Source organism: Pedobacter sp. Leaf41 (genome assembly GCF_001422545.1).
Taxonomy (GTDB): Bacteria; Bacteroidota; Bacteroidia; order Sphingobacteriales; family Sphingobacteriaceae; genus Pedobacter.
In genome coordinates this window covers 742,980-756,293 of the sequence record NZ_LMLE01000001.1, presented here as the reverse complement: position 1 = coordinate 756,293, position 13,314 = coordinate 742,980, and the positions used below count along the sequence as shown (strand labels likewise).

Sequence of the window (13,314 nt, the reverse complement as noted above, 5' to 3'; positions counted from 1 at the left end):
TTATTTTTAATGATGATTAAAATGTTGCGTTTAAACCAAATGTTACGGTAAATGATTGCGGGTAAGTGCCATAATCAAAACCTGGTGTTAAATTACCCGGACGGGCAGAAGCTTCCGGATCTAAACCTGAATAATTGGTAAAAGTGAGTAGATTTTGTGCCGAAGCATTTAATCGTAATCTAGACATGCCAATGCTTTTTACCAGTTTACTGCTGAAGTTATACCCAAGCTGAACGGTTTTCAATCTCAAATACGAACCATCCTCCACAACTCTTGACGAATAGTTTGGGTTAACAAAGCGTCCTGCTTTATAAAGTTCGTTACTTGGGTTGGTTGGCGTCCACCGGTTCTCATAAGTTGCGTATTGGTTAAGGGTGAAATTTCTTACAATTCCGCCTTCAAAAACGTAACGGTTGGCATTAATGATGTTATTGCCATAACTCCACTGCAGGAAAACACCCAGCTCCCAGTTTTTATAGCTGAAGTTATTGCTAAAACCACCTGTGTGGATTGGTAATCCCCTACCGATGATGGTATAATCATTTGCGTTAATGGTTAAATCGCCATTTAAATCTTTGTACTTAATATCCCCAGGTTGAACTGCTGCACCATTATTCGGGATATTGGGTTTGAGTGAATAAGTGCCGTTTGGCATCCTATCAAAATCACTGTACTGGTAAATGCCATCGAAAATTAAACCATACATCTCTCCTACCGAGCGACCTTTTACCGAAATGTATGGTGATAAACCTCTAAAACTGGTATCAAAAAAAGTTCCTGAACCGGAAAGCAATGAGTTTTGCCCTTCGGTTAATTCCAGGATTTTATTTTTGTTGAAACTGATGTTGAAACTGCTGCTCCAACGGAAGTTCTTGGTTACGATATTTGTACTGTTCAACGTAATTTCCAATCCCCTGTTCTCTAAACTTCCAATGTTTTTGAAACCCGTTCCACTTTGCACACCATTTGCGAAAGGCAGATTCGCATTTAACAATAAATCGTTGGTGGTGCGTTTGTAAACATCAAGTGTTAAACCCAAACGATTTTTAAGAAAGCTAAGATCTAAGCCGATATTCGTTTGCACATTGGTTTCCCATTTTAGATCGTAGTTTCCGGCAGCGGTAATTACCGAACCTATGGCTACAGGTTTGCCATTAAAAGAGTACCAATATTGGGTATTGGCTAAATTTAATTGAGGCAGATAGGCAAAGTCGCTTACCCGGTTATTTCCTGATTCGCCATAACCAACACGGAGCTTAGCATCCGACAGCCATTTCTGGTCTTTTAAAAAGTTCTCCTGACTAAATCTCCAGCCTATACTAGCTGATGGAAAATAACCCCAACGGTTAGCTGGCGAAAATTTTGAAGATCCATCAGCCCTAAAACTTGCTGTAACGAGGTATTTTCCGTTAAAATCATAATTTAACCGACCTAAAAACGACATCAGTGTCCAACGAGAACTGTTAACAGAAATCACCGTGTTCGCTGCCGGAACAAGATCAAGGGCATCGAGTCCTAAACTTTCGTTGGCTACCTGCGTAGCATAAATAGATCGAAATGAACTTTTATTTCGCTGTGCGGAATAACCCGCCAACACCGTTAAGTTATGATCTTTGTTGAAGGTACTCTTATAAGTTAAGGTATTATCGCTTAACCAATTAAATACCGGACTACTGGCAATAGTACCATTTGGGCCTGATGAATTCCATTTACTGCCCGATTGCGTTTGAGAGTTATTGAAAATATTGGTTTCGTTAACATTATTGTTTATCCCTCCGGCTACTCTTAATTTTAATTTCGGCGTAAAAGCATATTCTGCGTAACCATTGGCTGCAAGGTTGGTCGTTTTGTATTTTGTTTGTTGGTTTGATAAACTGATCAGTGGATTTACCCGGTAATCTTGTGCCGAATTTCCTTCATTTGCCGGATCGTACAAACCGCCTAATAAATCAGAGTTGGCATCCTTTCCAGATAAGGCATTGGTTGGGCGGTATCCCCAAACCGAATATAATAACACTGATGAAGCATAGAAATTGGTGGCAGAAATTGGCGTACCGAAGCTTTCGCTATATGCGTAATTGACATTGATACCTGCCTTAAGCTTATCATTAATCTGTTGATCCAATACAAATCTTCCCTGATAACGCTTGAATCCACTATAGATAATAATTCCTTTCTGGTCGTTAAAATTCCCGGAAATGGAATAAGTGGTTTTATCGTTTCCGCCACGTAAAGCAATATCGTGGTTTTGATTTTGACCGGTTTGATAAACATAATCCTGCATATCCAAACCCTGCACATTTTTGTAATCGTTTAATGTTGTTCCACCTTTAAGGTAAGTAGAATCTGCTACAGCCTGATCAAGATCGCGAAGATATTTCACATATTCATAGGGGCCCATTACCGGGATTTTCTCTGGCGCCTTTTGCAAACCATAATAAGCGTTGTACGTGAGCTGAGGTTTACCGGGTTTACCTTTTTTAGTGGTAATCAGTATCACACCATTTGATCCACGGGCACCGTAAATAGCTGTGGCAGAAGCGTCTTTTAAAACATCGATGCTTTCAATATCTGATGGATTGATGGAGTTTGAGTTCGCGTTTTCAGAGGGGAAGCCATCAATCACATAAAGTGGAGAATTATCCTGAGAAATTGATCCCGCACCGCGGATCACAATATTTGCCGTAGCGCCAGGCTGACCATCACTGGTGGAAACCTGAACCCCGGCAACACGACCTGCTAACGCCTGATCAAAAGATTTTACTGGCGCCTGTTCCAAATCCTTCATGTTTACCGAACCAATTGCCCCAGTTAAATCGGCACGTTTAGTAGTTCCATAACCTACTACAACCACATCGCTTAAACCCGTAACTGCTGATTTCAAGGATACATTAAGGGTGGTTCTGTTGCCAACCGTGATGGTTTGCGAGGCATAACCAACATAGTTAAACACCAGCTGATCAGTACTTAAAACCTGAATTTTGAACCTTCCGTTTCCGTCAGTTTGCGTGCTGGTTTTAGTGCCCTTTACCGAAATGGAAACACCCGGCACAGTTTGATTGGTTTCATCTGTAACCACACCGACAATGCTTTTGCTTTGCGCAAAAACGGTTGAAGTGACCGTTAAAAAAATCGCAATGAGCAACAATAGTGTTGAATAATGAGGCAAACGCTTCCGCATGATCTCCTTACCCTGATTGTAGAGTTTATTCATAATTAATAGTTTATATTGGTTATTTTTCGCTTTCGTACAATCCAGTTAAGATTGCGCTTCTTGCTTGAACAAACATAAGCGGAAAGCCATTTTGAGGAGGGATAAATTTCTAAATAAATAGGGTGAATTTTCTAAAAATTTGGCAGAAATGCTTTTAAACCATACTTTTAAGGGATCACAACCAAATTCACCAATTATTCTGTATGTTTTCGAATTCCTTTAAAATCTTGCTATTGGCAATCTTATTTTCTGGAATTACTTTTTCTGCAAAAACACAACAACCTATTTTATTTGATCATCTGGGAGTAGAGAGAGGATTATCGCAAACTTCAGTACTTTCTATTGGCCAGGATAAGAATGGCTTTATGTGGTTTGGTACACGTTACGGCCTAAACCGCTATGATGGTCATCATATTAAAATTTATCAATACGCTGAAAGCGATAGTAATTCGCTATCCAACAATTATGTAACCACTATATTCTCCGATTCAAAAAAAAGGCTTTGGATTGGAACCAGTATAGGCTTAAATCTCTACGATGAAAGAAATGATGCCTTTAAAAGAATTACAAGCCAACCTAAAACCGCAAAAGGTTTAAGCAGCCATGTTATTAATTGCCTTACCGAAGATAGCAAAGGGAATATTTGGATCGGAACATTAAATGGATTGAACCTATTGAAAAACGGTAAATTATCTGTTATTACTAAATTCTTCAACACTAAGAATGGCGATGGTCTTTTCCATAATGTGCGGTCAGTGAAAGAAGATCATCAAGGAAATATTTGGGTAGGCACTTCAAATGGTCTGCTTAAAATGGCGGTAATAAACGGCGAATATCAACCTACTATTTTCAAAAACAATGGAAGCCCTGGAGATATCAGTGCGAATTACATTTCAAACATCACCGAAGATAAAAACCATAAAATTTGGGTAAGCACACAAAGTAACGGACTAAATTTATTTGATCCTGTAACTCAAAAATTTAAACGTTTCCAATTTTCAGCTGCCAATAAAAATACAATCGTAAGCAATACCATTCGGAATATGGTAGTTGACGATGCAGGCAAGTTGTGGATTGGCACACTGAATGGGATTAGCATCATGGATACCCAAAATTTCACTTTCCAAAATCTGCAATTCGATCCAGACAATAAAAAAAGTTTAAATCAGAACTCTGTCCACAAATTATATAAAGACAATAATGGATCCATCTGGGTGGGTACTTATTTTGGAGGCATTAACATTAATTATCCCTACACCACTGCGTTTACCGTTCACGATAGAAGCAGAAGTAAATCGAGCATTAACAACAATGTAATTAGCGGGTTTGCAGAAGACCAAAACAAAAATTTATGGATTGGTACTGAGGGCGGAGGGATAAGTTTATACAACAAATCGACTCAAACATTTAAAGCCTATCAAAATACTGGCGGTTCAAATGCCCTGAAATCCAACCTGGTTAAAACAGTGTTGTTTGCCAGCGATGGAAAATTATGGGTTGGTACGCATTCTGGAGGTCTAAATGTTTACGACCCCAAAACCAACCGTTTTAAAAGCTTCAATTTCAGCAATCAAAATGAAGACGTACCCGATGAAATCAGTGCCATTGTTGAAACCAAGTCTCATCGTTTAATTGTGGCTACGCAACGCAATGGCATCAAAATCTCCAATCCAAATAAAACCGAATTCAAAGACTTGAGGCTACCTGCTTCTATTCCTTCTTCCGCGAAAGTAAAAGCGTTAATGGTTAACGAGGCTAAAATCTATTTCGGCACAACAAATGGTTTTTTCATTTATGATGAAAATACTAATAGATTTTACACCGTTCTTGATCATCAGTTAAATAAACCGCTCAATTATTATGTAAACTGTATATCAAAAACCAAAGCGAATGAAATTTTTCTTGGCACTTACAACAGTGGATTATTATTGTACGATCAGAACAAAAATTCAATCAAGGCTTATACTACCAGAAATGGTTTGCCCCACGATAATGTTTTGGGCATGATAGAGGATGACAAGGGAAACCTTTGGATTAGCACAGCCAATGGACTTTCCATGTTCAACCGATTGAAAAAGACTTTTAAAAATTATACGGTGGCCGATGGTTTACCAGGCAATGAATTTAATGCAAATGCTTTTTTTAAAAGCAGCAGTGGCGAACTGTTTTTTGGAGGATACAACGGTTTTATCAGCTTCTTTCCAGATCATATTCAGAGCAATGATAAAGCATCCAAAGTGATCATCACCGAATTGAAACTTCAGAATAAAACGGTTAACATTAATGGTAACGATGGGCTACTTGATGAAAACATCAGTTTGAAGGATAAACTGATTTTTGAAAGTGATCAGAATACATTTAGCTTAAGCTTTGCGCTTTTGAATTTCATTAAACCAGAAAAAAACAGATATGCCTATAAGTTAGATGGCTTTGAAAAAAGCTGGAACGAAGTAGGTATGCCAACAGCAACCTACACCAATCTGCCTGCTGGAAGCTATACTTTTCTGGTTAAAGGCATTAATAACGATGGTGTTTTAAGCGCCAACACCGGAAAAATAAAAATCATCGTAAATCCTCCGTTTTACCGCACCTGGTGGGCATATTTATTTTATTTCTGCATCATTGCGGCCGTGCTGTTTGTGATTGCCCGTTATGTTTTGATCAGGGCACTGCTCAAAAAAGAGAAGGAAGTGAATGAACACAAGCTGGAATTTTTCACCAATATTTCACATGAAATCCGAACTCCATTAACTTTAATTGTTGGGCCATTGGAGCAATTGATTGAGAATGCAAAAGATAACCCCACATTGAACCGCGATTTACAACCGATTAAAAATAATGCCGATCGTTTGATGAATCTGGTAACCGAACTGCTCGATTTTAGAAAGGCTGAAAGTGGTAAAATGGCACTTCATGTGAGTCCCGGAGATTTCGTAAAGTTTTGTAAGGAGATTTTTATGGCCTTTCAAAATATGGCATTATCAAAAGAAATCAACTACACTTTTCAAGCGGCAAGCCCTCAGATAGAACTTTATTTTGATAAAGTACAACTGGAAAAGGTATTGTTCAACTTACTTTCAAATGCTTTTAAGTTTACGCCAGACGGTGGAAAGATCAGTTTGAAGATCTCTCAGGAAGATGAGCTGGTTACCCTTAAAATCTGTGATAATGGAAAGGGAATTCCTTTGGAAAGTCAAGCCAATTTATTCAACAATTTTTACCAGGCAAATGCAAATACCACCATTGGCACTGGTTTAGGTTTATCTTTTTCGAAAAGCATTGTAGAATTGCACCATGGTAAAATTTCATTTCAAAGTTTGCCGGCAAACGGTAGTCAAAACGGCCAAACCTGTTTTAGCGTAAAACTGAAAACGGGAAAAGCGCATTTTAATTCTTCTGATTTTATTACAGATTACGTGTATTACGATGATGCCGTAAATTACAATTTACAAGAAAGGTTTGAACCTCAACCCGAAGAAACGACACCAGCCCTTCAGGATAAAAAAAGATATACTCTTTTGCTGGTGGAAGACAATGCCGAGGTACGGAGCTTTATTAAAAATGCTTTATCTGCAGCGTATAACATCCAGGAAAGTGAAAACGGAATGGAAGGATTGGAAAGCGCTATTGAACTCATCCCCGACCTGATTATAAGCGACGTAATGATGCCCGTAATGGACGGGTTGGAACTGTGCCGCCAAATCAAAACCGACGAAAGAACCAGCCATATTCCTGTTATTTTATTAACCGCCAGATCTGCTTATGTTCATCAAATTAATGGTTTTGAGAATGGTGCAGATGCCTATATCATGAAACCTTTTAATTTAAAAGTGCTGGAACTGAATATTAAAAACACATTAGCAGCAAGAGAAACCATAAAGCATAAGTTCGCTCAGGTAATTACGCTTGAACCCAGCAATCTGGTCATCAGTAAAACTGAAGAAGGTTTCCTGATGAAGATTATGAAAATCATCGAAAATCATATCTCCGACCCCCAGTTTGATGTACCCACCTTATCGGCAGAGATTGGCATGAGCCAGCCCATACTTTACAAAAAAATCAGGGCACTTACCGACCTTTCGGTAAACGACTTCATCAAATCATTGAGAATAAAAAGAGCCGCACAATTATTAAAACAAAACGCTGGTAATATAGCCGAGGTTGCCTACGCCGTAGGTTTTAACGATCGAAAATACTTTAGTTTGGAGTTTAAGAAACATTTTGGTAAAACGCCAAGCGAATTTATACAGGAAGAAAAGGTTTAGCGTTGCGCAACCATAAACTCATATTTCAAGCCGTACGGAGCCTTGCCTTCCCAACCACTAAACCTCGTAAGGCAAAACATAAACACAACGATTGAAAACAAAATCCCACCAAATCACAAACAATTTCATGACATTCACGTTACATTTGTAATTAATCTATCTAACCATTTTAAACAAAAACCTATGTTAAAAAAATGTTTAATGGTGATGGCATTAGCAATTGCGCTGTCATCCTGTAAGAAAGATCCAGGGAATGTGCTGGAAAATGAAGAAAAACTAGCAATGGATGCTGAACTCAAAGCAAGCTTAGCCGGCGATCAATTATTAACGACACAAGGAGCTCCCTTGAAAGTCTGTGTCGATAAACTGAGTGATAGCCGTCCGATTATTTTAGGGCAAGACGATGAAATTTCTGGTAGAGGTGTAGCGGTTAAGGGTACAAAATGGCCTAATGGCAAAACGCTAAGAGTTTTTTTCATCAACGGCGGACAAGTTGTTCGCGATAATGTGATGAAATTTGCTAGAAGATGGGCGAATCATGCAAACTTGCGTTTTGTAGTGGCTCAAAGTAGAGCAGAATCAGACATCAGAGTGGGATTTAAATTAAATGGAGATTTAGGAAATTGGTCGTGGATTGGCACAGATGCTAATTATCATAGAGGAGAACAAACCATGAATTTCGGCGATTTGGACAGAAACTCCAGTGATTATGCTTATAGTTTCTATGTTCTTCATGAATTTGGCCATGCCATCGGACTAGGACATGAACACTTAAGTCCCCTAGCTAACATCAATTGGGATAAACCAGCAGTGTATCAATATTACATGGGTCCGCCAAACAATTGGACTCGTGCACAGGTAACCAGCAATATATTTGATAAGTATAAACCAAGGGAAGTTCGCAATACCGCTTACGATACCAAATCTATCATGCATTATTGGATTCCAAATGAATTTACACTAGATGACTTCAGTGTGGATGAAAATGCATACTTATCTGATAAAGATAAAATTTTCATCAAACGCATTTACCCTGATTAATATTTCAAAAAAGACCGGCTTCTCGTCGGTCTTTTCTTTAGTATAAAAATAGTGAATCGGAAATCCAAGTTTCTTATTTTGCGCTTTCTAGGTTTGCATCCTATAACACCTGTTGGCCGGGAATCAAAAGCGAGTTTTAACAAAGTAATATTCACTCTAAGCAATATTCTCCAGGTACCGCAAAACCTCTTCTTTCTTCCTGCTTGAAACCAGGATGTTTTCCTTGTTTTCCATTTGCAAATAACCTTCCCGATAATATTTTTTAACGTATTTAAAATTAACCAAATAGGATTGATGACATCTTAAGAAGCCAAATGGCGTAAGTAAACCTTCATATTCTTTCAGGCCTTTTGATACTACAATTTCACGCCCGTCATTTAGAAAAAAGCTGGTATAACCTTTATCGCTTTTGCAAAACATGATGTTTTCAATTGCTACCACTTCAATATATTCTACGCTTTTTAAAGCAATACGCTTGCTCGCCCCTACACCTTGTGCCAAATAGTGGTCTTTCGCAATGGCCAATTGTTGCTGACCGAAACTTTCATGCTCCCGGTGGTGGTAACATTTGTTTAAAGTGGTGGTTAGTGATACCTCATCAATGGGTTTAAGCAAATAACCAAAAGCGCCCAAATTTAGGGCCTGAATAGCATATTGATCATAAGCGGTGAGAAAAACTACCTGAAAATCGTTGATTCCAATGGTGTGAAAAAGGTTGAAACTGTCGCCATCTTTTAAGCGGATATCAGCCAAGATAATATCTGGCTTTAATTCAGGAATTTCCTTTTCGGCTACTGCTATTTCAGCAGCAAAGCCAACTACTTCCAAATAATCTATCTTTTTAACAATTTGCAAAATATGTTGCAAAATGCGGATTTCATCTTCCAAAATATAAAGTTTCATATCAATCTTTTTAATCGTTAATAACTGGTATTGTAATTTCGACGCTAACACCCCTCCAACCATGTGCTTTTTTGTCTTTTACTTCAAATGCGGCATGTTGGTTATTAGATTTAAACAGTAATTCAAACCGTTCTTTTAATATAATTTGGGCCAAGGATTGTTTCTTCGGCGTATTTGCTGGCTTTTCTACCAATCCACTACCATTATCATCCACCTCAATCAACAACAAATCACCCTTTAATTTAAAAGAAATTAGGAGCAAACCTTTGTAGGCAATATTTCGGAAACCATGCTCAATTGCATTTTCTACGAAAGGTTGGATTAGCATGGGCGGAATGAGTGTTTCGTTTACATCGAGTTGGTGATCTACATCAATTTGATAATCGAATACGCCAGCATAGCGCATTTGCTGCAGCTGGATGTAATTGTTTAATGAAGTTACCTCCTCGGCTATTTCAATAAAATCTTTTCTGTTTTGTTCTAAAATACCGCGGAGCAGGCCCGAAAATGATTTAAGATAGCGCACCGATTCATCTATATGTCCGGAAGCTACAATGCTTTGCAAATTGGCAATGGCATTGAAAATAAAGTGCGGATTTAACTGGGCTTGAAGCATTTTTTGCTCCATGTTAAGGCGTTGATTTTCTGATTTTAATAGATTATTTTTCGATTTCAGGCGCTGCTGGCGATGGATGATAAAAAAGAAAGAAATTACCCCTATAAAAATAAGTACAAGTAAAAACATCGATGAACGTTGTTGCTTAATAATCGTTTCATTCAGTTTATTCCTCCCTTTTAATTCTGCAATATTCCGATCTTTTTTTTCCGTTTCATACCGCTCATGCATTTCTGCAACTTTAACAGCTTCGATGGCTTCATTATTTTTAAGTTCAATCCTGTGTGATGCTTGCGCCGCTTCCAATGCTTTGGCATATTCGCCCTTTGATTTATACGCATCAATCAGCCCATTGTAATAAACGCTTTTTTGCTTTCCAGATAAATCATTTTTTTCGAATGCAATCCCTTCTTTGTAATACTTGATGGCAGAATCGGGTTGATTGTTCCTGGTAAAACTCGTGGCCAAATTGTTAAAAGCAATATCGTTGAGGTTATCGGTTCTCTTGAGATAGTTAAAATATCGTTTACTAGAAGCCACAGCTTTTGCCGATAGGCCTTGCTGACTATAAATCTGCGCCTCGTTGTCGTAAGTGCGGGCAAGTGCTAAGCTATCGCCAATTTGCCTGGCCAATATTCGAGCCTGGTTGTTATAAAACTCCATTTTTTTGAAGTTTGCCAACCGGGAAGCCAATAGAAAAGAGATATCGAAATAGCGCTGTTTAACTGCCGGATGAGATTTAAACGGATGATTATTAAAGTAAACAGCTGCATATTCCAATGATTTTTTCGCGTTCTGATTTTGGAAGTAAGCCTGTGCCAGCAAATCGTAAAAACGATAAGTTAATCGGCTATTTGCACCTTCTGCTAATTTCATGGCAGCAAATATTTTGCTTGTCAACGCAGACTCAACCATGGAGCCATTACCCATGTTTTGTGCCAGAATTCCATAGGTTTTTAAAAGTGCTAATTCATCATTCGGTTTGGTCGATTTTATCTTTTGATATTCGTTTATGGCACTATCGCGTTTTTTTTCCATGCCATATTTTCTGGCTTTGAAATAGTGATAATATGGATTAGCGTCTTTATTTGCAGAATTGCTTAATAGACTATCCTCTTTAAAAATCATTTTTTTAATCTTAAACGCCGGGAGTGTATCTAGAGCAATGATGAATGACAAGTAATCTTTTTTACCAATAACAACTTGATTGGCCTTTTGCTGGCCGATGCTTTTATCATCCTTATTTCTGCAAGAGGAAATAAAAAGGAAACTCGAGATAGCGCAAATCGCTAATGCAGTTCTTGCAGTGATATTCATTAATGCGGAGGTTGACTTCTTTAAAATCTGTAAATATTCTCTAAATATATAAATAGAAATTTCCCTAAAAGAATCAGTTGAACATTCGTAGTTTTTCATTCCATATCCGTATTACTTCAATACTTATTTGATTTTTCAGGAACCTTATTCAACTCGACCAGCAGAAATTGAAAGAAACCAAACGAATATCAGTTGCGCACCAGCAGCTGTAGGTTAGTCTTTTTTTTGAACCACATTTCTCTACAAATTCAAATCGGAAACAAGAAACCATCCTCTGATTTCTAAAAACTATTAACCATTTACTTAAAACAAAAAAATCATGAAAAAACTATTCTTTGCATTGATTTGCACCGCAATTGGCTTTAGCGCTTCAGCCAATAATGTAACTTCGAAAAGAGATGCAACAACTGAGACTAAAATTGAAGCTGCACCTACATTTAAAAGGAATAACAGCATTGAAACGGGAAGGCTAAGCGCAGAAAAACTGGGTTTCTTTCGCAGACAAATGAATTTCACTTTTACTGATGCCTGTGGCAAATCATACGTCGTATACGTTTCTGGTCCTAGTAGCGCATCTAACTACTCATTATGGGAAACCGCAAACATTCATTTTCGTGGAAATGTAATGGCTGACTATTGGGGTTGCTACAGAATGTAATCGTTTGTAAGGCTACCTGCCAACAAAATAGTATTCAATCTAAAAATTAAAATAAAAAAGTCATGAAAAAAATATTAATCGCACTGGCATTTGCCATGTTAGGAACTGCATCATTTGCCAGTGATGCTAAACCAGCTAAAATACCATCTATCATTAATAGCACCGTTGAAACAAGCTCGTTATCTACAAAAATAGTGAAGGTAAATGTTGGAAGTGAAACCAGTGCTCTATTGCGCAGAGAGAAAGTTTTCCTATATACAGATCCTTGTGGTGTTAAATGGCAAATTCACGTATTTGCTCCCGATGGCACTGATAACCTGAGCATGTTCCTGGTTGGCAACAACTTTTTTTGGCAAGGCGTTAATTCAAGTTCTGACGGTTGCTACCATAACCAACCATAAATTTAAAAAAATAAAATAGAGTAAGAGGATGGTTTCTTTAATAAAAGTTAAGATGAAAAAATATTTCAAATTTATATTACCAGCATTACTATTAGGCGCTTTATATTCCTTTAAATATAAAACCAGCGAGCAAGAAGATCAACCTACTGCAATGGCTTACTATCATTTTTACCACATTAAAGATAGTACCCAAACGGGTAGATTATATAGTGAAGATTTTATCCTCGCTTTTAATACCAAAAAAAGTCTCTACAGTAGTCAAACTCGGGTAAAGCAAGATTCTACCGTTCAGGCCATTTTAGCTGCAGCAGAAGCAAAAAACAGCAATGTAGTTGATATGGGCACCTATTTACCCGTTACCGAAGATGACATTTACATCAACAATGGGAAAATTTCAATTGTAAAAAACACCCCACAACAACGTTATTTAATTACCGAAACTCCTGATAAAATTGATTGGAAGATTGATAAGGAAACCAAAGATTTGCTGGGTTACACTTGCCAAAAGGCCACCGGCATTTGCAAGGGCAGAAAATATACGGCCTGGTTTACAACAGATATTCCGGCAAGCTTTGGCCCATGGAAACTACAGGGTTTACCCGGATTAATTTTAGAAGCTTATGATGACCGTCATTTCATCAAATTTACCTGTACAAAATTGGTCATTCAAGAGAATCTGCAAAACGTTAAACCAATCAATATTCCAGCAGATGCAATTTCAACAAACATGAAAGAGTATGAGCAAATGAAGAAAGCACAGGCTGATGGTTTTAACATGTTCGGCAATGATAGCGGAATTACTGTTGATAAGATCACTTCAAGCGGAGGAAATAGTAACACTGCCCCAAGAAAAAAATTCACCATTAACTATCCCTTGGAATTAACCGATTAAGCTCAAA

At 37.9% G+C, this 13,314-nt stretch carries 8 protein-coding genes; 5 read left to right on the top strand and 3 right to left on the bottom strand.

Annotation, left to right across the window (positions count from 1 at the left end; translation table 11 throughout):
* Nucleotides 1-16 precede the first annotated feature (16 nt).
* Nucleotides 17-3,214, bottom strand: a complete 3,198-nt coding sequence (locus ASE92_RS03295) for a TonB-dependent receptor (RefSeq protein WP_235527270.1) — start codon at nt 3,212-3,214, stop codon at nt 17-19.
* A gap of 233 nt (nt 3,215-3,447) precedes the next feature.
* On the opposite strand from ASE92_RS03295, the gene ASE92_RS03290 reads away from it, so the two are divergent.
* Nucleotides 3,448-7,479 carry a two-component regulator propeller domain-containing protein gene (locus ASE92_RS03290; protein ID WP_162237739.1) on the top strand — a complete coding sequence of 1,344 codons (4,032 nt, stop codon included), beginning with the start codon at nt 3,448-3,450 and terminating at the stop codon, nt 7,477-7,479.
* Between the two features lie 183 nt (nt 7,480-7,662).
* The gene (locus ASE92_RS03285) at nt 7,663-8,520 is read left to right on the top strand and encodes a M12 family metallopeptidase (protein WP_056848648.1); all 858 of its coding nucleotides are present in this window, start codon (nt 7,663-7,665) and stop codon (nt 8,518-8,520) included.
* Between the two features lie 156 nt (nt 8,521-8,676).
* Here the strand turns inward: ASE92_RS03285 and ASE92_RS03280 are convergent, their stop codons facing one another.
* Nucleotides 8,677-9,423 carry a LytTR family DNA-binding domain-containing protein gene (locus ASE92_RS03280; protein ID WP_056849261.1) on the bottom strand — a complete coding sequence of 249 codons (747 nt, stop codon included), beginning with the start codon at nt 9,421-9,423 and terminating at the stop codon, nt 8,677-8,679.
* Nucleotides 9,424-9,433: 10 nt separating this feature from the next.
* Entirely contained in the window at nt 9,434-11,455 is a 2,022-nt protein-coding gene (locus ASE92_RS03275; RefSeq protein WP_235527269.1) for a histidine kinase, read from the bottom strand.
* 220 nt (nt 11,456-11,675) lie between these two features.
* On the opposite strand from ASE92_RS03275, the gene ASE92_RS03270 reads away from it, so the two are divergent.
* The 3 genes from ASE92_RS03270 (at nt 11,676) to ASE92_RS03260 (ending at nt 13,307) form a co-directional block, all read left to right on the top strand.
* Nucleotides 11,676-12,014, top strand: a complete 339-nt coding sequence (locus tag ASE92_RS03270; protein WP_056848647.1) for a hypothetical protein — start codon at nt 11,676-11,678, stop codon at nt 12,012-12,014.
* 62 nt (nt 12,015-12,076) lie between these two features.
* Complete coding sequence (locus tag ASE92_RS03265; protein ID WP_056848646.1) at nt 12,077-12,415, top strand: hypothetical protein; 339 nt, start codon at nt 12,077-12,079, stop codon at nt 12,413-12,415.
* Nucleotides 12,416-12,467: 52 nt separating this feature from the next.
* Nucleotides 12,468-13,307, top strand: coding sequence for a GLPGLI family protein (locus ASE92_RS03260; protein WP_200926316.1), 840 nt, complete (start codon nt 12,468-12,470; stop codon nt 13,305-13,307).
* The last annotated feature ends 7 nt before the right edge of the window (nt 13,308-13,314 follow it).